Source organism: Pseudoalteromonas sp. NZS100_1 (assembly GCF_015864285.1).
GTDB classification, from domain to species: Bacteria; Pseudomonadota; Gammaproteobacteria; order Enterobacterales; family Alteromonadaceae; genus Pseudoalteromonas; species Pseudoalteromonas arctica.
Genome location: NZ_JADYXN010000011.1, coordinates 79,757 through 105,320, shown reverse-complemented (window position 1 = coordinate 105,320; position 25,564 = coordinate 79,757). Strand labels below are relative to the sequence as shown.

Here is a 25,564-nt window from a genome sequence, read left to right as displayed (position 1 = left end):
ATAGTTTAAAAAGTATATGTTGCTTTAGCGTAGTAAAAGCCACCGTTAATACCAAACGGAGATGTTTCGTAGAACTGACCACCCCAGTTGTTATTAGGGATACCCGTTGCATCTGCAAAATCAAGTTTTTCAGCATCTTGGTCGAATAAGTTTTGAGCGCCTACAGAGAAGCTAACTGATTCATTTAAGAAGTAAGTTACTTCAGCATCAATAGTGACTGCAGCATCTGCTGTTTTAGCTGTTGCATCATAATCAACGTGAACACCTTGGTATTCGCCGTAGTAGTTTGCACGAGCAAATGCAGAAACTGATTCCCATTGTTGAGACAATGTGAACGTTGCACGATGGTTAGGTAAATCTTCTTCTAAGCGTTTAACTTTAAACGCACCTGTAATCTCACTAAATTGAGTTACTTCAGTATCATTCCAGTTATAAGCAAGACTAAATGTAGAGCTACCGCCCATTAGTTCAGCAGTATAGTTTGCAACTAAATCGATACCTTGAGTTGTTGTATCAAAGTCATTTGTAAAAAAGCTTACCTGAGCAAGACCTTGTACATTAGGAACTCCAGCGGCTGTAAGTGTATCTTTATCTGCTTGGCTTAAGTTGATTTTATCTGATTGGCTAATACGGTCATCTACTTGAATGTTGTAGTAATCAAGCGTTAAAAATAACTCGCCGATTGTGTATACAGCACCAAGTGTATAGCTTTGTGATTCTTCCGGCTCAAGCTCTGTACCACCTAATTGCACTGCAATAGGGTTTGTTGGTGGAAGAAGCGCTGAATCTTGTAATACACCGCTGTCTAAGCTTGTTTGTACGTTACTTACGTTAGCTTGACCAACTGTAGGTGCACGGAAACCGCTACTTACAGAACCACGAATATTTAAATCTTCAGTTAAATGGTATTGAGCCATTACTTTGTAGTTAGTTGTAGTACCAAAGCTGTCGTAGTCTTCAAAGCGAAGCGCTACGCCCATTAAAAAGTCTTCAGTAAAGGGTGCTTCAACATCAACATACGCTGCATAGTTACGACGAGAAAACTCACCTGCTTGTGATGGTTTAAAACCAGGGAAGCCGTTAGAGCCAATACCAAAACCTTGTGCTGTTAAAGGGCCTGCTGTGTAAGATTCTTCATCACCAGAAATGATAGTGAATGTTTCTTCATGCCATTCAAAACCACCGGCAATGTTTACATCATAAGCTAAACCAAAGTCGACACCCTTTGATAAATCAAAGTTAAAGTTTTTCTCTAGCTGTTCATATTTACCCGGACTGAAGTCACGTGGCGTATCCGCACCTAAAGAAGCATTAACCGTGTCATAGATGAAGTAACGTGATTCATTTAAACCCACAGTACCGCTTAAGTCATAGTAAGTATCTTTTAAGAAACCACCAGTGAATCGCCCTTTAGTACCAATAGTTAAAGAAGTATCAGTAATGTTGCCGCCAAAGTTAGGTGTAAAGCCACCTGGAAGCGTTTCGTTAAAGGCAAAACAATCTGGGTTGTTCGCTACACCATTTATATAAGCAGGATCATCTAATACGTTGCCATCTGTTATTGCAATAGTAGGACAGTTAGCGCTCATATCAGGTGTTAAATCTGCAACAAGTAGTGTTTCGCCACCATCATTTGAGTAAACGCCAGAACGTGTTTGCGGGTTACGGTAGTAAAAGCCACCACGTACATCACGTTCAGAGTAATTACCAAACATGTAAAATTCAGAATCGTTTGTTAGCTCTAAACCTACGTTACCAAAAATTGTAATATCGTCGTTTACTTCTGGTGCGCCCCATACTTGTGCAAGAGAAGATACATCAGGAACACCGGCAGCTGAAAGTGCTGCGGCATCGGCACGTTGAACTGAGCGGCTTGTTGCATCAGCTGTTTTATATTGAAAGCTTAAATTAGCAAAGCCATTGTCGGTAAACGGTAAACCCACGTTACCCGACACTTGTGTTGTATCGCCGTCACCTTCATAAAATTGACCATGGCGGATTTCTAATTTGCCACCTTCAGAAGCGTCTTTTAGTTGGAAGTTCATTACACCCGCGATTGCATCAGAACCATATTGTGCAGCTGCGCCATCACGAAGTACTTCTACTTGTTTAATAGCAATGCTTGGAATAACTGAAATATCTGCGCCTTGCGCGCCATCGTTAATACCACCGCCTAAAAATGCAATTACAGAAGCACGATGACGACGTTTGCCGTTTAAAAGAACCAATGTGCTGTCTGATGGTAAACCACGTAAGTTAGCTGGGCGAACAAGAGAGGCCGCATCACTAATAGGATTTTGATGTACGTTAAAAGATGGCACGGCACCTTTTAAAAGCTCAAGCATGTCGGTATTGCCTGATCTTTCTAATTCTTCGCCGCCAATAATATCGATTGGAACTGGTGAGTCACCGATTGAACGTGGAGCTGAGCGCGTACCTACTACGGCAATTTTCTCTACGTTTTTATTTACTTTAGTTTGCTGTTGCTCGTCTGCTGCAATAGCAGAACCCGAAAAAAACAACCCTGCAGTGGTTGTAGCTAAAGCAAATTTGATTGCTTGGTTTAGCGCATTATTTTTTAATTTCATTCTAATTTTCCCCAGTTAGAATAATTCTTATTTTTGATGCTAATTTCACATCATTTATTTTTAACTTAATTTTTTGTTTCACATAAGTTTGAGGGTTTAGCTCAAAAGCCTAATCAATTAAGCTTACTTTTTGTGAAGTCCTATTTACAGACTATAGGTAAAAAACGGGAAGGGCAATTGCTAATTAACCATTTGATAACAAAAAGATTCAATTTAAGAAAAAATGCAACAATGGTGCAAAGTAAAGCTAAAATGAACTAAATAAGTGCAAATAGGGTTGTTGAGAGGAAAATTAATGCGTTATCAGTATTTAAATGTTATTTATTTGTTTCTTTTTGGTGGGGTTTTCAATGTTTTGTGCACATCGCCAAGTTGCTAATTTTTCTTTATATTCATCCCACACGCAGGGGCAGCAACTGCCACCACCACAACATTCATCAGATTTTGGTTTTTCAGGTTTTTGCGGTAGTTGGTTTGTCATATTCAGTGTTGTTGTATGTATTTAATACTAATTTGGTGCAAAGGATAAGTTAAAGGATGTTGTAAGTAAATTATTCTTTGTGAACCCGTGCTGCTGTGTAAAAATAAAAGTTATGCGATTATATAAAGTTATTCACCGTGCACCTTGGCGGGTAGTTAAAATTAGTAAAAAACGCCAACAGCTGCGTTTTCGCCGTGCTATGGTGGCGCTTAAAATTGCACTTGCGCAAGAAAAACAAGAAACCAAAGAAATGCTCTCTATTTATAGGCGCTACACTCAAGGCCAAACAAGTAAAGAGGAGTTAAAACGCGCCAATGAACAGTTTGTTGATATTTTAAAAGGGTTAGGGCTCGGTGTGTTTGCAGTATTACCTTTTGCCCCGCTTACAATTCCTTTAGTTGTTAAATTAGGGAGTTTAGTGGGAGTTGATGTACTGCCAAGTTCGTTTAATATGAACAAATCTATTAAAGAACTTGATGCTAAAATAGATCAAGAAAATCAAAAGCAAGAATCCAAAAATAGCTTAAAAAAGTAGCTAAAATCCCTTCAAATTAGCGATACCTTTTAGGTGCGCTTATTGATATGCTCTTAAGTACCATTTTTATATTATATGAGCTTTTTAATGAGTGCATTACTACGTCATACATCTTCTGGTATTCCTTTATCTTTTATTCTTAAAAACGAATTATCTGACTGGCAAGCACAGCAGCCTGCATTTATACAAAATTGGTTAACTAATACAGGTTTCGAAAAGCAAGGTGTTGCTTTAATCCCTGATGCTAAAACGGGCGAGTTAAGCCAGGTATTTTGTTTAATGCAAAGTAGCGATGATTTTTGGGCTGCGGGTAATTTAGCAAATACACTTCCTACTGGTACTTATCAAATTCAAGGCGAGAGCGCTTTTGTAGAGCAAGTTGCTTTAGGATTTGTGCTTGGTGGTTACGAATTTAGTGAATATAAAGAAAAACCAACAGCAAAAGCGCAATTAGCCATTAGCGATAAAGCGTTGTTTGAGCGTATTAGCCAACAAGCTGATGCCATTACACTTGCACGTGATTTAGTTAATACTCCAGCGGTAGACATGATGCCGCAACATTTATCGCAAGTAATGGAAGATTTAGCTGTGACTTACAATGGCGAATTTTCACAGTGGATTGGCGATGAGTTACTAGAGCAAAACTACCCGACTATTCACATGGTGGGTCGTGCAAGTGAAAACAAACCGCGTTTACTCGATTTAAAATGGGGTGCAACAGATGCTCCATTAATTACACTAGTAGGTAAGGGCGTATGTTTTGACTCAGGTGGACTTGATTTAAAACCAAGCTCTGGCATGCGTAACATGAAAAAAGACATGGGCGGCGCAGCACATGTTATTGCACTAGCACAGCTTATTATGGCCGCTAACTTACCAATTAGATTACGAGTGCTTGTACCCGCTGTTGAAAATGCAGTATCGCGCAATGCATTTCGCCCTGGCGATGTTGTTAAAACACGCAAAGGCATTATGGTCGAAATTGATAATACAGACGCAGAAGGGCGCTTAGTATTGTGTGATGCATTAAGCGAAGCACAAAACGATAATCCTGAGCTAATTATTGATTTTGCCACCCTTACTGGCGCATGTCGTGTTGCATTGGGTACTGAGCTTCCGGGCTTTTTCTCAACAGAGCGCGATGTAGCAAATGGTATTATTGATGCAGGTTTAAGTGTACATGACCCTGTTTGGCAACTTCCGTTGTTTGAGCAATACAAAAACTTACTAAAAAGTGATGTAGCCGATATGGCAAACTGTGCAAGTACACCGTTTGGTGGTGCTATTACAGCGGCGCTTTACTTAAAAGAATTTGTTGAGCCAACAACACCATGGGTACATTTTGATGTAATGGCGTGGAACTTACGTGCATTACCGGGTCGTCCAACGGGTGGTGAAGCATTAGGTATTCGTGCTGTATTTAACTACTTACAAAATCGTTTTAATATGTAGTTTTTGATTCAATAGTAAGAACTTGAGCTTATGAGTTTTAAACCTCATAAAGCTCAAGTGGCAAGTTATCTGGATCGGCAAAAAAGGTAAACTTTTTGCCGGTTATTTCATCCACTCTAATATCCTCAACGTTTACTTCGCACGACTCTAAATACGTTTTTGCAATCTGTACATCCGCTACCTTAAAAGCTAAATGTCTTAAGCCTTGTGCTTCGGGATAGCTTGGTCTTGCGGGCGCTCCATCAAACGAAAATAGCTCTATTTGGCTATCATCTGGCATGGCTAAATCTAACTTATATGAATTACGATCAGCTCTAAAGTGCTCATTAATAACGTTAAGTTTAAGTACATTGCTATAAAAGTGTTTAGAACGTGCATAGTCACTACAAATAATAGCAGCGTGGTGAATACCTAAAAGTTTCAAATTTAATTCCTTAAAAAGCAAAAACGCACTTAATTAAGTGCGTTTTATATGTGACTTATTACATGTTGTGTTAGCTTGGCTGTGCTTCTTTACATGCTTTAACGGCCGGTGCTACAAGTTCTAAACCGGTTTTATTACATGGCGGTAAAGCGGCATCGCTTACACTAATAGGCGTTACGCGTTCGCCCCATTTTATGTAACTTGCAGCCCAGGTAAGGCCTGCACCAAATGCAGCAGACATAATGTTCGAATGCGGTTTAATTAACCCTTGCTCAACGGCTTCACATAACGCAATAGCAATCGTAGCAGCAGAGGTATTACCATACTCACCAATGTTAACCATTACTTTTTCGTCAGGTACTTTTAAACGATGCTGAATAGCCTGAATAATACGTAAGTTAGCTTGGTGTGGAACGAGTACATTAATGTCATCAAGGCTCAAATCGGCTTGTTTAAGTACATCGTCGCACGCTTCGCTCATGCCTTTAACAGCACGTTTGAAAATTTCACGACCTTCAAATAATAAATCAGATGGACCAATTGGCTCATATTTATTTAAATCACTACCAAAGTTAGTGATGTGTAAAATATCGCGGTCTTCACTGTCACAACCAGTTTTGGTTGCTAGTAAACCAGCTGGCGTATCTGCCGCTTCAAGTACTACTGCACCTGCGCCATCGCCAAATAAAACAGCGCTATCGCGACGTGCCCAGTTTACGTACCAGGTCATACGCTCAGCGGCAATGACCACTGCTTTTTTGATCATACCCGCTTGAATTTGTGCTGTAGCGGCTTGCAATGCATATAAAAAGCCCGAACATGCCGCGTTTGTATCCATTGCGGCAGCGCCGGTTGCACCAATATTTTTTTGCACTTGTGAGGCGGTATTTGCCACAACAGTAGAAGGTGTACAGGTTGCTAATATCACTAAATCAATATCTTTAGGATCAACGCCTGCGCACGCAATAGCATGCTTAGCAGCAACGGTTGCCAGCTCGGCGGTACTTACATGGCTCACTCGGCGAGATTTAATGCCTGTACGCGAGGTTATCCACTCGTCGGTGGTATCAACTATTTCACTAATTTCATCGTTGCTAATGCTTGCTGGTGGAATGCATTTACCCCAACCTGTGATATGTGCGTAAGGCATAGTATGTTCTCTTAAGGTGGTCTGACATGTGTTACTAATGAAGACGTTATATCAAAAATTGCCTTTCAAGACCAGTTTATAGGTGTTTTGGCTTGTAATTACTGATAATTAAAAGAGAATTATATATAAGTTGATTTAAAAAAGAACAAGCAGGAGTACAATAGTAATATGTGGGTTATTAACGATGCTTACAATAAAAAGTAGCCGATTAAGTGTTCTCAGGCAAACAGATATTATTAATTTTACTAGCGTATTGTCGAAATGTTAGCTTATTTTTATGGTGTCATAGGTTGTAAAAACAAAGTCAGTTTATAAACAATAGGGAAGGTTATGAGCAGCAAAATAAAAGTGTCGTTGTTTAATCATTTGATTGACGCTGAGCGCCAGTTATTAGACCCAGAAATTCGCCAGTCTGAGCGCGCATTAGATGCTTTACTCGATGATGAATTTATCGAAATTGCAGCCAACGGCACTACATTTAATAAATACCAAGTACTTACCCGCTTACCTACCGAGGTTGTGCCACAGTTTTATAATCAGCATTTTAAGGGCCGAATGCTAAGTGGTGATGTAGTGCAACTTAGCTACCAAGCTGCTTATAGGCGCTCTGCTCGGGCGGAGTTTAATTACTCGTTACGTATGTCGCTTTGGCGTAAACAAGGCGAGCAATGGCAAATGGTGTTTCACCAAGGAACGCCTTGTGCGCCGTTTTCAATTTCGATGGATGATGATTAAAAGCCATATACCCGTTAAAATACCTTTATTAAACATTTGATTGGGCAATTACCTCTTGTTAATGCGTACCGACCCTACTATTAGTCGACTATTAATGCTGCGAAGCGGCGCAATTGCCGTGCAATTAATTGCTGTGCTTAGCGTTTATTTTTTACTAGAACATCAAATTGCATTACTGCCTTTACTGATTGTTATTGCCGTTGAGGCTGTGTTTCAGCTTATTAGCCTGTTTGCTTATCGTAATGTAAGCCAAGCTAAACCTGTAGGTATGTTGATGCAGCTAACTGCTGATGTATTATTTTTAACGGTTTTGCTCTCACTAAGTGGCGGTGCAACCAATGCATTTGTTTCGTTATTATTGCTGCCAATAATGATCGCTGCTGTTACGCTGCGAGAAAAAGGATTAGCTTATATTGCGGTATTAGCTATTGCCGCATACAGTTTTTTACTGATTAAGATGCCCGATCACAGCATGCATCAAATGAATATGAGTGGTCACTTTATTGGCATGTGGGTTAATTTTGTTTTAAGTGCTAGCGTAATCGCATTAGTGATTGGCGCAATGAGCAGGGCACTTAAAGAGCGAGAGCGAATTATTGCAAACGTGCGTGAAAAACAATTGCGTAATGAACAGCTTGTTACCCTTGATGGGGCTGCTGCACAAATAACCCATCAACTAGCGACCCCAATTGCAAACTTACAGTTACTGTTTGAAGAGTTATTAGAAGATCAACCAAACAACCCTATTGTTAAGCACATGCAAGCGCCGCTTACTCAGTGTAGTACACAGCTTAACGACTTTAGAAAACTCTCTGAGCAATTACGCCTTAAAAATTCACAAGAGCATACCACCGTAAAGCAACTGCAAACGCAAATTACAGACACACTTTTACTGCAATACCCTGATCAGCACATTAAATGGATTACGCCACCTATTGCAGCAACATTGATAAGTGATGCGATGTTATTGCCTGCTATTTTAAATTTATTGCAAAACGCCGCGCTCGCTAATCAAAAACAAGGTCAAACTCAATTAGAGCTGAGTTGGCAGCAAGATAACTTACATAGTGAATGCGTTTACTTGTTAATTCGCGATTTTGGCCGTGGCTTTTCATCATCGCAATTAGCAGAGCTGGGCGGGCAACTTATGCCAAGCGATCAAGGAATGGGGCTTGCTGTGCTTTTATCAAATGTTACTTTTGAGCGTTTAAATGGCTCACTTACCTTGTTTAACCATGCAGATGGCGGCGCTGTCGCCAAAGTTAAACTCTCTATTGTAAACACTGAAGATAACGCCTCATGAAGTTACTTATAATTGAAGACGACATAAATTTAGCCAGCACACTGGCAAGGCGCCTAACTAAACAAGGCTTTACCTGCGAGGTGGCGCATAACCAAAGCGATGCGTTACTTGTTGCGCGCAAACTATTGCCCGACTTTGTTTTATTAGACATGAAACTAGGCGACGATAATGGACTTGCACTCATAAAGCCGCTGCGGAGTTTACTTGCACAAGCACATATTGTTTTACTAACTGGGTTTGCAAGTATAGCAACCGCAGTAGAGGCAATGCGTTTAGGCGCAAACGACTACCTTACTAAGCCGGTTGATATGGCAACATTATTAAAAGCGCTTAACACCGAGCCTGTGGCATCGGCATCGAGTGTTATTGGTGATGCGGTTATGTCGCCGGAGCGCTTAGAGTGGGAGCATATTCAACAAGTGCTTCACAGCAATAATGGCAATGTGTCGGTTACCGCAAGGCAACTTAATATGCACAGGCGTACTTTGCAGCGCAAGTTACAAAAAAAGCCGGTGCAGCAGTAATTTAGTACTTAATTTAAGGAAAGTGTTATGAGCGATGATGCAGTGACAATAATGCAAAATCAAAAAATTATATTATTTGATGCGCAATGTAAGCTGTGCAGCGCGTGGTGTAATTTTATTATTAACAATGATGCCAATACCATTTTTAGATTATGTAGTGTGCAATCTCCAAAAGGAGAACTGTTGTTAGCACACTTTGGTTTTTCAACAATTGAATATGCCTCAATGGTTTACCTAGAAAACGGTAAAGCGTATACGCAATGCCATGCTTTTTTTAATGTTGTTAAGCAGCTAGGTTACCCATACAAGCTAGCAAACGTATTTAGTATTTTGCCAAATAGGTTTAATAATTGGTTATACGATAGGGTTGCTTTAAACCGCTATACCTTATTTGGAAAATATCAGTATTGCAGAATTCCCAACCCTGATGATGCCAAACATTATTTATAAATTAGGCATTAATACACTGCAGTATAAGTAGATGCTAGGTTTATGGGGTTGTGTTAAAATCGCCGCGTTTAATTTTAGCTAACGGTATAAAAGGCTTTTTTCATGGCAAACACAGCACATGCACTTCACATTTTGGTTAAGCACAAAGAAATTGCAGAAGATATTATTAAGCAATTAGGTAAAGGTGCAAAGTTTCAAACCTTAGCTAAAAAGTATTCGTCATGCCCATCGGGCAAAAAAGGCGGTGACTTAGGTGAATTTGGACGCGGACAAATGGTCCCACAGTTTGACAAAATTGCATTTAAAGGCGCAATTTTAGAGCCCCACCTAGTTAAAACAAAATTTGGCTGGCATGTAATTAAAGTACTTTACCGTACTTAATTTACTTAAGCAGTTTGGCAATTGACGCGTCTTAGCAAGCGTCCATTTCATCACCTATCCTAAATTTACACTTTGACGAACTAAGAATTAGGATGGGTGTCATCTTAATTTATTCCAATATGGGCAGAATATGAAAAAATGGGAGGGGTAAGTCATGTTGATTTTTAGACTTTACATATTATTCAGTTTTTTTCTATTAGTGTCGTGTGGCGCGGATGAAAATTACGAACCTATAAGAGAGAGTTTAATTTTAGAAAGTGAAAATATAGCTTCTAAAATAGTTTCTAATAATCATAAAGAATTAATTGCAATATTGAAATATTTAAAAGAAAACTCAAATGAATATATAGCAGGAAGCAACTTTCCTTTAGTCAGTAGTGATTTAAAAAAAATCGATGTGGAGCTATATGAGATCACTAAGATAGCAAGCGAAATTGGGGTTTTATCTGGAAAAAGAAACTCATATGGGATTTATGGTTTAGAGGTTATTAGAAAAGATACTAAAGACTTTAAGTTTACCTATGCTATAGCAAGCAAGAGTAAGGATAATATAGATAAAAATACCTTCACAAACACTTGTAACCCTATTTCTAAAGAGGGCCTATGCTTACATAAGAAAAGTGATAACTTTTATTTTATTTACAGCTTCAAGAAAAAGTAAATAAATAGAGTCAGGTCTTTTTGTTTTTAGGTGATGAGGTTTATTTTTAATAAGGATATTAAATAAAATGTTATTTAGAGTATTTATTAGTTTTTTATTTTCTGCCAATGCAATTGCTGCTATTTGCAAATGCTAAATAACACTGACACCTCCCCTTATTTCTTAGGGAAAAATGGAAAGGAAAAAGATGAACTCTAAGTTTAAAAAGTAAATTTAGTAGCACAGTTTTGTTAGTCCAAATAACGTGACAGTCTATTTTAATTATTGAAGCAGCTATTAAACAACCAAGGATCTATACATGGTAATTAAATGATTGAAAAAATTATTGGTTTTGTCCTTTTATTTTTATTCTTAGTATCATTTTTAAGTGTGCTCGGCAATTTATTAGCTGCTTTAATGAATCCTCTTGAAATGAAATTAATTGCATTCAAAAGGTTGAGTATATCCTTGGCTATACTGATAGTTGCATTTTTAGTCTCATATAAATCAGGTTATTTTATTGATAAGTATTAATAAATAAAGGAAATTATGAAGACACAAATGAATGTTCCCTTTTAGTCAAAATGAGTTAGTTATTATTTTGCTAAATTAAAATCTATAGTCATTTCTAAGTCTTCATCAACTACCGCAATACCATTAACTACTTTAGGTGCGTAACGCCATTTAGAAAGAGAGCGAGTCGCTGCTTTATCAAAAATTTTCACAGGCTCAGCTTTAATCACTTTAATATTAATGGGCTTACCAGATGTATTTACATCAAAAGACATTGTCACACTACCTTCAATTTTTTCACGGACACTTTTAATTGGATACTCCGGAGGACTGGGCATTATTAGCGTAGAGTGAGGGTTATCAGCTAAAGGTGTTGTCGAACATGCGGTTAAAAGAAACAGTGAAGTTAATGTTGTAATTATATATTTCATTATAAATCCCTTTATAGATATTGTTATCGATTTGTTAGATGTCGTTTCTATAATGACACCAAAAGAGATTTAAGGTAAATAATAAATTTGTATTGTTTTTGACCTGATGAATATACAAGAAAGGCTGCAATAAGCAGCCTTTTTTAGTTTTAAACTTTATTTGTATATTAAGCGTCTTCCTTGGCTTCTTCTTCACTAATTTGTTTTAGTGCTTGAATGAATGAGTCGCTTGGTTGTCCGCCAGTAAGCGCATATTTATCGTTTATGATAAACGTAGGTACTGAAGTAATACCCATCTGTTTAAAGTTGTCTTGCTCTTGGCGTACGTCTTGTACGTATTTGTCTGAATGTAGGATACCGCGTGCAGTTTCTTTATCAAGACCCACTTTTTCAACAACGTCGAGCAACGCTTCTTCTTGATTTAAGTATTTTAAATCTGTGAAGTGCGCTTCAAAAAAGGCGAGTTTTAACTCGGTTTGCTTACCTTCTTCACGTGCCCACATTAATAAACGATGCAAATCAAAGCTGTTGATCATGATGCGTTTGCCATCAAAATTAAATGTGAATCCAGCACGTTGACCTGCTTCGAACATGTTTTTACGATTTTCGTCGCCTTGCTCTTCACTTAGGTTGTACTTTTGCATTAAGTGTTCGTTTAAGTCTTGACCTTCAATTGGCATATCTGGATTTAGTTCAAAAGGATGCCACGTAATATCTGCGCTCATTTCGTCTTTAAGTTGCTCTAGTGCAGTTTCTAGGTTTTTATAACCCACTACACACCAAGGGCACATTACGTCTGAAACGATATCAATTTTAAAGTTTTTCATATTTATCCTTTTGAGGATTGCTTATAACTAAGTATAAAAAAGGATATTGGGATTAATTTAGCTTTATCAATACCAAACTAAAAAGAGCAGCTATACAGCTGCTCTTTTAGAAGGTACTAATCTTTAAGCGTTAAGCCCAAATGGGTCGTCGATGCTATGGCTAGGCTCTGTAAACCAGTGAGGGCCGTTGTCGGTCATGTAAAAATGATCTTCTAAACGCACGCCAAATTCATCGGGTATAACTAACATTGGCTCGTTACTAAAGCACATGCCTGGGGCAAGTGGAGTTTTATCACCGCCAACTAAGTATGGCCATTCGTGAATATCGAGCCCAATGCCATGGCCCGTTCTATGCGGGCAACCCGGTGTTTGATACTGCGGCCCGAGCCCTTGCGCGGCTAAATAAGTACGTGCGCCAGCGTCTACGTCTTCGCACGTAGCACCAATTTTAGCGGCATTAAATGCCGCCATTTGCGCTGCTTTTTCATGATCCCAAAACATACGTTGGCGCATTGTTGGTTCGCCAAATACATAGGTACGTGTTATATCTGATAGGTAATCGTGTACTTTACAGCCTGTATCTATTAATACCATATCGCCTTTTTTAAGTACTTGGGCGTCTTTAACACCATGCGGGAAAGACGTTGCAACACCAAATAAAACAATACAAAAATAGTTACCTGGCGCGCCTACTTTTTGGTGTGCTTGCTTTATAAAAGCTTCTACTTCGGTGGTGGTTATTCCCTCATAAAGCATGCTTGCTGTGGCTTGATGCACGGCTAAGGTCATATCCATAGCGCGCTGCATTAAGCTAAGCTCGTGAACTGATTTATGCATGCGGCAATGGGCAGTGACAGGTTGTGCGTTTATGAGTGTTAAACCCGTTTGCGCTTTATTAATACCGTCGAATATAAAAAATTGCGCGCTTTCATCAATGCCAATGGTTGCGTTTTCATTAATGTTTAGTTTTTTTAGCACTTCTACAAAAAGTGCGTAAGGATTTTCGTGCTCTTGCCACCCATGGATAGGCCCATCTATTACTTTAAACCCGTTTAATGAGCCAATCTCAAAGTACGGCGCAATGTATTGCACGTCACCAAGGGCGGGTAATATTGCGCCAACCATACGCTCGCTCGCGTACCATTTCATGCCTGTAAAGTAGGTTAGGTTGGTACCAGCGTTTAAATAAATTGCATCTATGTTGTTTGCTAGCATATAAGCTTGCGCCTTGGCTATGCGCTCTAAATGTTCGTCAGCAGCAATAGGGGTTAGCGTTTGCGTCATATTACTTAAGCTTGCCAGCGCTTGCTCGCTTGATTGTGTACCTATACCTATGGTGGTCATGTTTTTCTCCTTGGTTTTTAGGCATTGCGCGCAATGTGAAAAGGGAATTCAATTTTATGAGATAACATGCACGCTAAGGTTTTTTTGCATAAGGCAGGCGCATTAATTTATTACTTGTGTGGTAGCTATCAAGCCCGGTTACAGCCACTGTTTCTATTGCTTGTAAATCTAAAAAGCCATCACTTTGTAGTGCTGCTTTATCTACATATACATCCATAATTTCGCCAATGACAAGCTCAGTACCATTGATGGCTAAATGTTGGTTTTCTACAAATTTAACCGAGTACTTTAAACGGCTTTCTTGTACAAAGGGCGCTGCAAAGTCGTTTAAGTACTCAGGTGTTAAACCTGTAGCGTCAAACTCAGACTCGTCTTTATCGTAACGGGCTGAAGTTTGATGAGCTTGTTTATAAATCGACTTATTCACTTGATTAATGGTGTAAGTGCCCGTTTGTAAAATATTTTCAAACGTATGACGCGGCACACTGTGAGGGCGCATAATCATGGCGACTAACGGTGGGTTAGCACCCAAGTGAATAACGGAGCTGACAATAGATAGATTGGTATTGCCAAGTAAGTCTTGCGTACCAATTAAATTAGCGCTTTTAAAACCCGAAAGAGAATTAATTAAATGAGTACGGGTATGTTTTTCCAGTGCGTCTATTTGCGCTTTAGTAAAATGCATTAAAAGTCCTTACCACGGTATTGTAGAGCCTTGCCAATCTAAATAAGCAGGTTCACCGTCTAGTTTTAAATCAGGGTTATTGTTTGTTAATTCAAAAAGTTGCTTGGCTACAAATTCAGGGGTAAATAATTTGCCTTCAGGTACATTCTTTTGAAAGGGCTTTGAAAGTGCTGTATCGGTAGTGCCAGGGTGAAACAGAATGAGTTTGGTATTTTTAGCACGACGAGCAAGCTCTATAGCAGCGGTTTTAAATAGCATGTTAAGCGCCGCCTTAGATGCGCGGTAAGTATACCAACCACCTAATTTATTGTCGTTTATGCTGCCTACGCGCGCACTTAATGCAGTAATAGTACACTGCGTTTTGTGGGTTAACAGCGGCAAAATACTCTGCAAGCAAAGTAGGGGAGTTAGGGTGTTTGAATTTAGAAGTTGGCTAAAATACTCAGCGTCTAAATCCTCCATCTTTTTTTCAGGCATATGGGTTTCGTTGTGCAGTGTACCATTGAATATAATAACTTGTTGTATATCGGCATTTTGCTCTTTTAGGTAATTAGTAACGCGCGCTAAACTTTGTTTTGTGTAGTCAGTATGCAGGTGGACAACACTTGAGCCAGATTCAATACTTTTTGAACTAATACAAACGATCTGATGAGTAGGCGTGTTTATTTGTAGATGTTCTATATATGCATTTGCTATGGCACTGCTTGCGCCGAATAAAACAATAGTTTTCATTTATCACCTTTTGCTTTTAGTCCACATTGGCCATTACTGCACTGAGTATTTGGCATTAAAAAGCGACTGATGGGGTGCCGATACTTAGCAAATAATAGGTATCCGCAGTCAGCGAAAAAGCGAATTATTGGCAAGCGAAAAATTTTCAACCAGCCGTGTTTACCCACTATTTTCCATGCTTCGTAAGTTACATCAAGCCCATAAATCATTTCACCTGATTGCTTTTGAGCTTGAAGGTAGTTCATTGCTTTGTCTTTATCAATATACGGGTAGCGCTCGCTGAAGTCGCTCGCGTTAAGATCTTCAAGCGTAATTAAGTTTTTGTTATCAGCGTGTTTTAGTTGCTGCATTTCGGTGCTACAAAGAGGGCAGTTACCATCGTAAAAAATGATCATGTGAATGCTTTGTGATTATTTTATATATACTTTTTTACGACAAGACATTGCAAATGGATCTATTAAATATCTCTTCATGATGATATTAATAGTGTCCTACGAAAAAATGGAGATTGATAAATGAGTGAACAATACGCCGCCTTGCGAGGTAATGTAAATTTACTAGGGCAACTACTAGGACAAACAATCAAAGATGCCCAAGGTCAAGCGATTTTAGATAAAGTGGAAGAAATTCGTGCTTTATCAAAATCATCTCGCAGTGGTAACGAAGACGACAGACAAGCGCTAATAGATGTTTTACATGCGCTTAGTGATGAAGAGCTTTTACCGGTTGCCCGTTCATTTAATCATTTTTTAAACCTTGCTAATGTAGCAGAGCAATTTCATACCGTTTCGCGTTTTAATGACGTTGGCCTTGGCCAACAAAACCCTCTCACTCAAACATTAAAAACGTTAGCTACAAAAGCAGAACAAGGCCAGTTAGACAGTAATCATTTGGCCGAAACACTCTCAAAACTCCACATAAACTTAGTATTGACTGCTCACCCAACCGAGGTTACGCGCCGTACTATTATTAACAAACACGTTGAACTAAGTGATTGCTTAGCGTCATTAGAGCGAAAAGATAACTTAGTGCAAGAGCGGGACAATATTTTAAATCGTATTGAACAACTGATTAGCCAAGCTTGGCATACCGACGATATTCGTCGCTCTCGCCCAACGCCAGTTGATGAAGCCAAATGGGGCTATGCAGTAATAGAAAATAGCCTGTGGCATGCGGTTCCGCGCTTTTTACGTGAATTTTCAGCGAATGTTAAAGACCAGTTGAGCTTAGAGTTACCAATAGATTACAGCCCAATTGAGTTTACATCGTGGATGGGTGGAGACCGTGATGGTAATCCGTTTGTAACATCGCAGGTAACAAAAGAAGTGCTTGATCATGGTCGTTGGATGGCACTTAACTTATACATTCAAGACTTAAAAACGTTGTGCGCTGAACTCTCTATGTCAGATGCCAGTGATGAGCTTGTTGAGCTTGCAGGGCAGGAATTTGAACCATATAGAGCAGTAATCAAAAAGCTTAAAAATCAGGTTGCAGAAACAGTGGCGCACTTAGGTGCTAAAATTAAAAATAAGCGCAGCGATTCACAAGATTTAATTACTAATATTAATCAGCTTAAGCACCCAGTTGAAGTGTGCTATCGCTCGTTATTAAAGTGTAATATGAAAGTAGTTGCGGATGGCTTATTACTTGATTTACTGCACCGTATAAATAGCTTTGGTTTGCGTTTAGCCAAACTTGATGTGCGCCAAGATTCATCTCGCCACGGCGATGTGTTTTCAGAACTGACTCGTTATTTAGGTTTAGGCGACTACAACCAATGGCAAGAGCAAGACAAACAAGCATTTTTACTTGCAGAGCTTAACTCGCGCAGACCGCTTATTCCAAAACATTGGCAACCAAGCCCTGATGTACAAGAAGTACTTGATACCTTTGATGTAATTGCCAAGCAAGACGAAGCAACATTTGGTTTGTATATTATTTCGATGGCACGAACAGCGTCAGACATTTTAGCAGTACAACTATTGCTAAAAGAAAGCGGCTGTAGCTTTGATTTACCAGTAGCACCGTTGTTTGAAACACTCGACGATTTAAACGCAGGCAGTGATGTAATTACCACATTGCTTGATAATGTTTGGTATCGCGGGCACATTAAAAACACCCAAAACGTAATGATTGGTTACTCTGATTCTGCCAAAGATGCTGGCATGATGGCAGCAGGTTGGGCGCAGTACGAAGCAATGGATAAATTAGTACAGCTTGCTGATGCACGCGGTATTGAGCTTATTTTATTCCACGGACGTGGTGGTACAGTAGGGCGTGGTGGTGCACCTGCTGCACAAGCGCTGCATTCACAACCGCCTGGTTCATTAAAAGGGGGTTTGCGTGTAACAGAGCAAGGCGAGATGATTCGCTTTAAATTTGGTTTACCCGATGTAGCACTGCAAAGCTTAAATATTTACGCAGGTGCAGTTCTGCAAAGTAACTTACTACCGCCGCCGGAGCCAAAGCCAGAATGGCGCGAGGTAATGAAGCTAATAAGTGAAGAGTCGTGTGAGCACTACCGTAATGTAGTTCGCCATGATGAAAACTTTGTACCTTACTTTAGAATGGCAACACCTGAGCTTGAACTGTCTAAGTTACCGCTTGGCTCGCGTCCTGCAAAACGTAATCCTAATGGTGGCGTTGAAAGTCTACGTGCTATTCCATGGATTTTTGCGTGGAGCCAAAACCGTTTAATGCTTCCTGCATGGCTAGGTGCGTTAACAGGCTTAAAAGCTGCGCTTAATAAGTACGGCGCAGAAACCCTAAACGAAATGAGCTTACAGTGGCCGTTTTTTAGATCGCGCCTAGAAATGCTAGAAATGGTATTTAGTAAAGCCGATTGTTGGTTGAGTGAGCATTATGATAATGCGCTGGTGGAAGATATGTACAAACCACTGGGTGTAACACTTCGTAAAGAGCTTCAAGAAGCCATTAGCTTGGTACAATCACTTAGCCCGCAAAAAAGCCTACTAGCCGAACAACCTTGGATTAAGGAGTCGATTAGTTTACGTAACCCGTACACCGATCCACTTAACTTACTACAGGTTGAGCTTTTACGTCGTGCTCGCTCAGAGGAAAAACGCAACGAAGGTGACATTGATAATGCATTAATGATCACGATGACAGGTATTGCAGCAGGTATGCGTAATACCGGCTAACATGTTATTTTGTTAGGTATACCAATTAATTATTTTGTTGGGTATATCAGTTAAAATTAAAGGGAGCACGCGATGTGCTCCCTTTTTTGCGTTTAATAACCTAGCAATTAGCGGCTTAACCTTTTAAACTACTTAGCCATTGAATAATTAAAAAATGTTATGGCTTCAGCAACTTTTACTGTACAGCAAGATACAGCACTTACAAATTCTCACATCACATTAAACTTAGCGCAAACAGCGTCATTACGTAGTCAATTAAAATCACAACATGGCATATTAAATTCTAATAATATTAAAGCGTTATGCGCACAACTCAATGTGTCTGATGATGCATTATTACAAGGTTTAGTACCTTTGGCTTCTGAGTATGCTGTTGCGCCGATATCAGATTTTCATGTAGGCGCAATTGTTAAAGCACTTGATGAAAACGATGAGGTAAACTTTTACTTTGGTGCAAATGTAGAGTTTGATCATCAAGCATTGAGTTTAGTGGTTCATGCAGAGCAATCGGCTATAAATAACGCATGGTTAAACGGCGCTAAAAAAATAGTTAAAATAGCGATTAGCGATGCACCGTGTGGATACTGCCGCCAGTTTATGAACGAACTCGCTGATGCGAAAGAGTTTGATATTTTATTGCCAGAGCAACACTTTAAATTGGCAGAATTACTGCCGCACTCGTTTGGGCCGACTGATTTAGGTAACGCGTTTAGCTTGTTTAATCCAGAGCCTCACCAGCAAGTATTTGCAAATGATCAACTAGATGAAAAACTAGCAAGTACAGCATTAAACGCATACGTACCCTATAGTAAAAACTTTAGTGCAGTAAAAATTAGTACATTTGAAAATGGTGATTTTTACGGAAGTTACGCAGAAAACGCAGCGTACAGCCCAAGCTTGTCGCCACTGCAAAGTGCGCTTAGCCAATTATTTATCGCAGGGCTTAGCTTTAACGAAAGTACAGTAAAATCAATTACACTTTTAGAAACCGCAGGCCATGAAAACCAAGCGGGTGTAGCACGTGCTGTACTTGCAAGTTTTAAAAACCTACCGGCAATAGAAGTAATTAGTGCGCAGCTAAAATAACCTTTCAAAAACAATAAAGCACAGCCAAAGCTGTGCTTCATAATGTTACTAATTAATAGAACCCGTATTAATCAAGCAATACTTTAGCCGCTTCTAATACTACCGCTACAGATTTACGCTCAATTTCACCATGGTCAACATTTGGTATTTCTTGGCGAGTACGATTAACAAGTACGCCTGCAACACATGCTGCTTGTAAACCAAGGGCTGCACACATAGTAAATAATGTTGCTGATTCCATTTCGTAGTTCATCACGCCCAGTTTTTGCCACTCTTCGCAGCTACCTTGTAGTGATTTAGGAACGTAACCAGAATGCGTATCGTAACGCTCTTGTCCTGGATAAAATGTATCGCTTGATGCAGTAATACCAATATGAAAATCGATATTTAAGTTTTTACATGCTTGTACCATAGCTTGTGTTGCATAAAAGTCAGACACAGCAGGGTAGCTAAGAGGAGCAAAATGCTGGCTTGCACCGTCTAAACGTACAGATGCTTGGCTAATTAAAATTTCGCCTTCGTTGATATGTGGCTGAATCGCACCTGTTGTACCAATACGTAAAAATTTACGCACGCCAAGTTGTGCTAATTCTTCTACTGCAATCGACGTAGATGGACCACCAATACCCGTAGAACAAACAACCACCGAATGGCCGTTTAGTTGACCTAAGTAAACATGAAACTCACGAGTTTGAGCAAGGCAGGTTGGGTTGTCTAGGAATTGTGAAATGCGTGCAGCACGATCTGGATCGCCCGGTACAATCGCAAGTTTTGCACCTTTAAGATCGTCAATACATAGTCCTAAGTGAAATACCTTTTCCATAGCTAAGCCTTTTTATAATAAATTGTGTCAATCTAGCATCATTGCTAGAAACGTTTATCAAGTACAGGACGATTGTCCGTTTTATCTTAACTCCTCCAATTAAGTCTTAATAATTTTAAGAACTAATTTGATTTATTCATCAACTATGAATATTCAATCAAGTGCTTATACAAGTAGCTTTGTTGTGCTGTTGACATGTTCAAGCAGACATAATAAGTATCAACCAAGCGCGTAACTACAATTAAATAGTTTATGGTAAATATTCATTAATATTAAATTAATTCAATGGCTTAAATTTGTATTAAGCACGTAAAAGATAACGTGTTTATTTATATTAGGCACAGACTTATTTAGCAAAGTGGAATTTATTTGAAGTTTAGGCACTTTTGGTGATTTTGCATAACTAATCAAAAGTAATTAGCTACGTACAGAATAAAAATCGAAGGAGTTTATTATGAGCACACAATTTGAAGCATTTAAAAACAAAGTTGAGCACTGTTTGTGCGCACCTGGTGATGGCGTATACACAGTAAATACTGCAAAGGAGCGCAAAGCCGCACTGCGTAATAAACTTTATGGACAAACTGAAAACGTTGATAATTTGTGGCGCGAGTCTTTAAATGAATTACCAAATTCTCCACATAAAGCCGTTATGTTAGGTATTAGCTCAGACTGTGGCGGTGGTATTTTACGCGGTGCAAACTGGGGGCCACTGTTTGTGCGCTCAGCTTTAATTGATCAGCAACCGCAGTGTCATTCGTTTGATTTAGGCGATGTACGTGTAATCCCACATTTACTTCATGATAAATACCTAAATGATGCAACCATTTCTAATTGCCAAAAAGCCCTATACGGTAATGAAGATAACGACTATTACGTAAGCCCATTATCAATCACTGAGGATGTATGCGACAGTTTTTACGCAACATTTAAAGATAAAGGTATATTTGGTATTGGTGGCGATCACTCAATAAGTTACCCACTTACCAAAGCGTACTTAAAAGCAAAACGTGAGCAAGGTAAGCGTACCGCTATTATTCACTTTGACGCGCATACAGATTTACTTGTTGAGCGCCTAGGCATAGATTTATGTTTTGGCTCGTGGTGTACACATATTTTAGAGTTTTTACCGGCACCACATCATTTAATACAATTTGGTATACGCTCAAGTGGTAAGCCTAAAGCACACTGGGAAAGTACCTTTGGCGTTAAGCAACATTGGGCACATGAAATCATTGAGCGCGGCGCAGCAGCAGTTGCTGCCGACGCTATTGCACAGTTAAAAGCCGATAACGTTGATGAAGTATACGTAAGCTTTGATATTGATGCGCTTGATGCAGAGTTTGCATCTGCCACAGGTACGCCAGAACATAATGGTTTAACACCACAGCATGCGCTTGATATTTTATCAGCCATTGCGGATGAGTTTCCGATTACGGGTGCTGATATGATGGAAATAGCCCCCTTTACCGACAGCTCTTTAGTGGGTCAATCAAGCTCTGAAACAACACTTAGAGAAGGCGCCAAAATTTCAGCATTTTTAATTAGTGCGATGAACAAGTAAGCTGTAGGTGCTATAAATACTAGCACTATCAGCGTATAAGTGTGCATTACATGACTAAAAACTAGCAGTTCATAAAGCCTCAGCTATATTTATTAAACACATATAATGAGTTGGTTGAGGCCTCACTGAATGAAATTATTGATCTTTTTATTGCTCATTAGCTGTATTAAAGTTGATGCAACTGAAATTACAATAGTAACGGAAGTATTTCCGGATTTTCAGTATCTCAATGAAGATAATAAACTCGTTGGCCGTTCTGTCGATAAAGTTCATAAAGCGCTAGAAGGGTCAGGTATAAACTACACTATGTTGGCGCATAGTTGGGCTATATCTTACAATGCAGCACTTCGCGATAAAAATACCTGCATATTTTCTATTGTTCGATTACCTAATAGAGAAAGTAAGTTTAACTGGGTAGGTGAACTGGAAAGCTTTGATTCTGCCATTTATGGTCTAAAGTCCAGAGGTATAAAGTTAAATACTCTCAATGACGCTAAAAAATATAAAATAGCAGTACTGCGTGATAACTTTAGCCATCACTATTTGCTTGAGAGGGGCTTTAGTGAGAACAAGCATTTATTACTCATCGATAGCCTAGATAAAATAGATAAACTCATAAGTACTCGTCACCATATTCTTGATTTTGTTGTTCTTAGCAAAAAGCAATTTAACTATCGAATAAAAACTGAGCCTAAGCTTGAGCTACTCGAGCCATTACTTAATTTAAATACAACTCAGTCTCCGTTATTTTTTGCCTGTAATGTAAATATGGATCCGGCTTTAGTTTCTCAATTAAAAGCCGCCTTTAGTAAAATTAAAGCACTCTAAACTTACTGTTTTAACTCTTAATTACTTGAAAAATAATAGCTTAAATATATTTCGTAAATATAAATTGCTGCGTTTAAAAAACCGATTATAATCCAGCTGCTTTTTGTTTAAAAAAGCGCTAACTTTTTGGAGCGTTAAATGGGTGATTTAATCGGGATTAGCTTATTGATCTTGATCAGTGCGTTGTTTGCTATGTCAGAAATAGCAATTGCAGCGTCGCGTAAAATAAAACTGCGAGTAATGGCAGATGAAGGAAGTATAAAAGCAGCAGCGGTACTAAAGCTACAAGAAAATCCAGGGGCTTTTTTTGCCATGATCCAAATAGCACTCAACGCGATAGCGATATTGGGCGGTATTGTGGGCGAGCAGGCGCTATCTCCTTATGTTGAAAGTGTGTTGGTATTGTTTTATCAAGGTGTGCATTTAGAAAAGATTAGCTTTTTACTTTCATTTTTTACTATTACATCTTTGTTTATATTGTTTGCCGATTTAATGCCGAAGCGTTTAGCGATGATCATGCCAGAAGCCGTTGCAGTTCGTGTAGTAACCATTATGCGCTGGGTTACCTTTGCATTAACCCCGCTGGTGATGTTTTTTAATGGTGTTACTAACTTTGTACTGCGCTTATTTAAGGTGCCGGCTGAGCGAGAAGACAATGTAACAACAGAGGACATTGTTGCCATGATGGATGCAGGTGCTGCATATGGCAGTTTGCAAAAGCAAGAGTATGAACTCATTGGCAATGTGTTTGACCTAGAAGCACGGTTTTTATCAAGCGTGATGACGCCACGTGACCAAATTGTGTATTTTGATTTAAACGAATCTAGCCATGATATTGCCACTAAAATTATAGATCATCCTCATAATCACTTTTTAGTGGTGTCAGGAAATTTAGATAAGTTGCATGGCTCTGTTGAATCTAAAGATATTTTACGACAAGTCCTAAAAGGCGAAGCCGCCAATATAAACGACGACCTAATTGATAAAGATGTTTTTTACTTACCCGAAACATTAAGCCTATCAGAAGCTTTAAATGCGTTTAAAAGTGCAGCAAAACCATTTGCGGTAGTAGTAAACGAATATGCGCTTTCTGTGGGTATTGTTACGGTAAAAGATTTAATGAAAGGGTTTATGGGTGATTTAATCACTCATCAAGGCGACGAATTAATCATAGAACGCGATAAAAATTCATGGCTTGTAGATGGCTTAACCCCAATTACCGATTTAGCAAAAGTACTTGATATAGAAGAATTTCCTGACCAGATGCACTATGAAACGGTCGCTGGCTTTTTAATTTACAATATGAAGCGAATACCTAAACGCGCGGAGCATTTAACTTTTTCAGGTTTTAAGTTTGAAGTTGTTGATGTAGAAGGAATTAGGGTAGAGCAGTTGTTAGTTTCAAGGGTTATTAACCCGCAGAGTGCTAATATCCTTTAAAATAAGGTGTGCGCTTTAGTTTTTATATAAATAGCCAAGCTGTATTTGCTTGGCTTTTTTGTGTCTGCTAAAAACTTCGTTTCTAAAATGAGATATTATTTCAATATGTTAAGTTGTTTTATTTTCATACAGGTTTGATTCTGTTGTCATCTAATTAACATTAAATGCAACCTAAGACGTATATTGTACTGAGGAGTGTAAGTTTGTGTAAATTTCTTCTAATTAAGATTCATTATCAGCGCGTTTTAATTTAGAATGATCGTTCACTCTAAACTAAAAGGTATTTAACATGCAGCGTTCCCGCATCGCTTTATTTGTATTGTCAGCCCTCGTCGGTTCTGTTGCTTTAACTGGTTGCGATCAGGCTGCTGAGCAGTCACAAGCTTCAGCTCCTAAAGCTGTACCAGTGGGTGTACTTACATTAAAAAGCCAAGCGCTTACTCTCAAAAAAGAACTTCCTGGTCGTATCAGTGCATTTCAAATTGCTGAAATTCGCCCACAAGTAAGTGGTATTGTGCAATCTCGTTTATTTGTTGAAGGTAAAGAGGTTAAACAAGGCCAGGCTCTGTATCAAATAGACCCTGCGACATTTGAAGCAGACTTAGCAGCAAGTGAAGCAAGTGTTGCACGTGCTCAGGCGAGTATTTCAAGTAGTAAAGCTAAAGCATCTCGTTTTAGCGAGCTTTTAAAAATAAAAGCGGTAAGTCAGCAAGACTTTGATGAAGCAGATGCCGCATACAAACAAGCAAAAGCAGAATTATTAACGGCTAAAGCGCAGTTAAAATCGGCGCAAATTAACCTTGATTACAGCCATGTGTCGTCACCAATTAGTGGTCAAATTAGTAAATCAAGCGTAACTGTAGGTGCACTAGTTAGTGCTAACCAAAGTACTGCACTTGCTACAGTGACTCAGTTAGATCCAATTTATATCGATTTAACACAATCAAGTAATGAGCTTACCAAACTTAAAAAAGCAATATCATCAGGTGCTCTAAGTGTTGATTCGACTAGCCAAACTGACGTTGAACTTATTATGGAAGATGGCTCTGTTTATCCTCATAAAGGCACATTGCAGTTTTCTGAAGTGACAGTTGATCCAAGTACTGGCTCAGTAATACTACGTGCTAAATTTTCAAACCCAGAAAAATTATTACTGCCAGGCATGTATGCCCGAGCTTCTATTGTGGAAGGTGTTAAGGCGGGTGCTATTTTAGCTCCGCAACGTGGTGTTAGCCGTAATTCAAAAGGCGAACCAACAGCAATGGTTGTCAGCAAAGATAACACAGTAGAAAGCCGCGTATTAAAAGTAGATAGAACGATTGGTTCTGATTGGCTTGTTACTGATGGCTTAATGGATGGCGATAAATTAATAGTTGAAGGTTTACAAAAAATCCGCCCTGGTGCACCAGTGAATCCATCTGAAATTCAATCGTCTACTAAAGCCGATCAAGCGCAATAACGGAGAGT

General features: G+C 39.1%; 26 protein-coding genes. 15 read left to right on the top strand and 11 right to left on the bottom strand.

The window, feature by feature from the left end; all coding sequences use genetic code 11:
- Window positions 1–5: 5 nt before the first annotated feature.
- Together I6F66_RS09760 and I6F66_RS09755 are read right to left on the bottom strand one after the other, a co-directional pair.
- A complete protein-coding gene (locus I6F66_RS09760) occupies window positions 6–2,588 on the bottom strand; it encodes a TonB-dependent siderophore receptor (protein WP_010553992.1) in 2,583 nt (860 codons plus the stop codon).
- A gap of 310 nt (window positions 2,589–2,898) precedes the next feature.
- Entirely contained in the window at window positions 2,899–3,069 is a 171-nt protein-coding gene (locus I6F66_RS09755; RefSeq protein ID WP_010553991.1) for an oxidoreductase-like domain-containing protein, read from the bottom strand.
- A gap of 112 nt (window positions 3,070–3,181) precedes the next feature.
- Here I6F66_RS09755 and I6F66_RS09750 point away from each other — a divergent pair, with 112 nt between their 5' ends.
- The gene (locus I6F66_RS09750) at window positions 3,182–3,604 is read left to right on the top strand and encodes a hypothetical protein (protein ID WP_007582356.1); all 423 of its coding nucleotides are present in this window, start codon (window positions 3,182–3,184) and stop codon (window positions 3,602–3,604) included.
- An 87-nt stretch (window positions 3,605–3,691) separates the two neighbouring features.
- A complete protein-coding gene (locus I6F66_RS09745) occupies window positions 3,692–5,056 on the top strand; it encodes a M17 family metallopeptidase (protein ID WP_197209174.1) in 1,365 nt (454 codons plus the stop codon).
- A 37-nt stretch (window positions 5,057–5,093) separates the two neighbouring features.
- On the opposite strand, the gene I6F66_RS09740 is transcribed toward I6F66_RS09745, so the two are convergent.
- Both I6F66_RS09740 and I6F66_RS09735 read right to left on the bottom strand, forming a co-directional pair.
- The gene (locus tag I6F66_RS09740; RefSeq protein ID WP_197176090.1) at window positions 5,094–5,480 is read right to left on the bottom strand and encodes a VOC family protein; all 387 of its coding nucleotides are present in this window, start codon (window positions 5,478–5,480) and stop codon (window positions 5,094–5,096) included.
- 70 nt (window positions 5,481–5,550) lie between these two features.
- Window positions 5,551–6,630, bottom strand: a complete 1,080-nt coding sequence (locus I6F66_RS09735) for a ketoacyl-ACP synthase III (RefSeq protein ID WP_197153068.1) — start codon at window positions 6,628–6,630, stop codon at window positions 5,551–5,553.
- Window positions 6,631–6,960: 330 nt separating this feature from the next.
- On the opposite strand from I6F66_RS09735, the gene I6F66_RS09730 reads away from it, so the two are divergent.
- From I6F66_RS09730 to I6F66_RS09700, 7 genes are all read left to right on the top strand, one after another.
- Complete coding sequence (locus tag I6F66_RS09730; RefSeq protein ID WP_197176089.1) at window positions 6,961–7,365, top strand: DUF4440 domain-containing protein; 405 nt, start codon at window positions 6,961–6,963, stop codon at window positions 7,363–7,365.
- A 61-nt stretch (window positions 7,366–7,426) separates the two neighbouring features.
- Window positions 7,427–8,668 (top strand): sensor histidine kinase, encoded by a 1,242-nt coding sequence (locus tag I6F66_RS09725; RefSeq protein WP_197209184.1) that lies wholly within the window; start codon window positions 7,427–7,429, stop codon window positions 8,666–8,668.
- On the top strand, window positions 8,665–9,192 hold the full coding sequence (locus I6F66_RS09720) for a response regulator transcription factor (RefSeq protein ID WP_197209173.1): 528 nt from the start codon (window positions 8,665–8,667) through the stop codon (window positions 9,190–9,192). The genes I6F66_RS09725 and I6F66_RS09720 overlap by 4 nt, the downstream gene beginning before the upstream one ends.
- Window positions 9,193–9,219: 27 nt before the next feature.
- Window positions 9,220–9,642: a thiol-disulfide oxidoreductase DCC family protein gene (locus tag I6F66_RS09715; RefSeq protein WP_197209172.1), complete on the top strand. Its 423-nt coding sequence runs from the start codon at window positions 9,220–9,222 to the stop codon at window positions 9,640–9,642.
- A 102-nt stretch (window positions 9,643–9,744) separates the two neighbouring features.
- Window positions 9,745–10,023: a peptidylprolyl isomerase gene (locus tag I6F66_RS09710; RefSeq protein ID WP_008171402.1), complete on the top strand. Its 279-nt coding sequence runs from the start codon at window positions 9,745–9,747 to the stop codon at window positions 10,021–10,023.
- A 154-nt stretch (window positions 10,024–10,177) separates the two neighbouring features.
- Complete coding sequence (locus I6F66_RS09705) at window positions 10,178–10,684, top strand: hypothetical protein (RefSeq protein ID WP_101164276.1); 507 nt, start codon at window positions 10,178–10,180, stop codon at window positions 10,682–10,684.
- A gap of 309 nt (window positions 10,685–10,993) precedes the next feature.
- Window positions 10,994–11,197, top strand: a complete 204-nt coding sequence (locus I6F66_RS09700; RefSeq protein WP_197209171.1) for a hypothetical protein — start codon at window positions 10,994–10,996, stop codon at window positions 11,195–11,197.
- Between the two features lie 62 nt (window positions 11,198–11,259).
- On the opposite strand, the gene I6F66_RS09695 is transcribed toward I6F66_RS09700, so the two are convergent.
- From I6F66_RS09695 to I6F66_RS09670, 6 genes are all read right to left on the bottom strand, one after another.
- Window positions 11,260–11,607 carry an energy transducer TonB gene (locus tag I6F66_RS09695; RefSeq protein WP_197119920.1) on the bottom strand — a complete coding sequence of 116 codons (348 nt, stop codon included), beginning with the start codon at window positions 11,605–11,607 and terminating at the stop codon, window positions 11,260–11,262.
- 167 nt (window positions 11,608–11,774) lie between these two features.
- Entirely contained in the window at window positions 11,775–12,434 is a 660-nt protein-coding gene (locus I6F66_RS09690) for a DsbA family oxidoreductase (protein WP_101163586.1), read from the bottom strand.
- Between the two features lie 123 nt (window positions 12,435–12,557).
- Window positions 12,558–13,778, bottom strand: a complete 1,221-nt coding sequence (locus I6F66_RS09685) for a Xaa-Pro peptidase family protein (RefSeq protein WP_197209170.1) — start codon at window positions 13,776–13,778, stop codon at window positions 12,558–12,560.
- A 73-nt stretch (window positions 13,779–13,851) separates the two neighbouring features.
- Window positions 13,852–14,463, bottom strand: a complete 612-nt coding sequence (locus I6F66_RS09680; RefSeq protein ID WP_165728372.1) for a flavin reductase family protein — start codon at window positions 14,461–14,463, stop codon at window positions 13,852–13,854.
- Between the two features lie 9 nt (window positions 14,464–14,472).
- A complete protein-coding gene (locus tag I6F66_RS09675) occupies window positions 14,473–15,195 on the bottom strand; it encodes an SDR family NAD(P)-dependent oxidoreductase (protein WP_197209169.1) in 723 nt (240 codons plus the stop codon).
- Window positions 15,192–15,590, bottom strand: a complete 399-nt coding sequence (locus I6F66_RS09670; RefSeq protein ID WP_165740764.1) for a thiol-disulfide oxidoreductase DCC family protein — start codon at window positions 15,588–15,590, stop codon at window positions 15,192–15,194. The genes I6F66_RS09675 and I6F66_RS09670 overlap by 4 nt, the downstream gene beginning before the upstream one ends.
- Before the next feature lie 120 nt (window positions 15,591–15,710).
- On the opposite strand from I6F66_RS09670, the gene ppc reads away from it, so the two are divergent.
- Window positions 15,711–18,356 carry a phosphoenolpyruvate carboxylase gene (ppc, locus tag I6F66_RS09665; protein ID WP_197209168.1) on the top strand — a complete coding sequence of 882 codons (2,646 nt, stop codon included), beginning with the start codon at window positions 15,711–15,713 and terminating at the stop codon, window positions 18,354–18,356.
- Between the two features lie 159 nt (window positions 18,357–18,515).
- Entirely contained in the window at window positions 18,516–19,442 is a 927-nt protein-coding gene (gene cdd, locus I6F66_RS09660) for a cytidine deaminase (protein ID WP_197209167.1), read from the top strand.
- Window positions 19,443–19,509: 67 nt separating this feature from the next.
- On the opposite strand, the gene udp is transcribed toward cdd, so the two are convergent.
- Window positions 19,510–20,265: a uridine phosphorylase gene (udp, locus tag I6F66_RS09655; protein WP_007582384.1), complete on the bottom strand. Its 756-nt coding sequence runs from the start codon at window positions 20,263–20,265 to the stop codon at window positions 19,510–19,512.
- 454 nt (window positions 20,266–20,719) lie between these two features.
- On the opposite strand from udp, the gene I6F66_RS09650 reads away from it, so the two are divergent.
- The 4 genes from I6F66_RS09650 to I6F66_RS09635 all read left to right on the top strand — a co-directional run bounded on the left by I6F66_RS09650 (window position 20,720) and on the right by I6F66_RS09635 (window position 25,556).
- Window positions 20,720–21,829, top strand: a complete 1,110-nt coding sequence (locus I6F66_RS09650) for an arginase family protein (protein ID WP_007582386.1) — start codon at window positions 20,720–20,722, stop codon at window positions 21,827–21,829.
- A 129-nt stretch (window positions 21,830–21,958) separates the two neighbouring features.
- On the top strand, window positions 21,959–22,657 hold the full coding sequence (locus I6F66_RS09645) for a transporter substrate-binding domain-containing protein (protein WP_197209166.1): 699 nt from the start codon (window positions 21,959–21,961) through the stop codon (window positions 22,655–22,657).
- 138 nt (window positions 22,658–22,795) lie between these two features.
- Window positions 22,796–24,097, top strand: a complete 1,302-nt coding sequence (locus tag I6F66_RS09640) for a hemolysin family protein (RefSeq protein ID WP_197209165.1) — start codon at window positions 22,796–22,798, stop codon at window positions 24,095–24,097.
- Between the two features lie 289 nt (window positions 24,098–24,386).
- Complete coding sequence (locus I6F66_RS09635) at window positions 24,387–25,556, top strand: efflux RND transporter periplasmic adaptor subunit (RefSeq protein WP_010553970.1); 1,170 nt, start codon at window positions 24,387–24,389, stop codon at window positions 25,554–25,556.
- The last annotated feature ends 8 nt before the right edge of the window (window positions 25,557–25,564 follow it).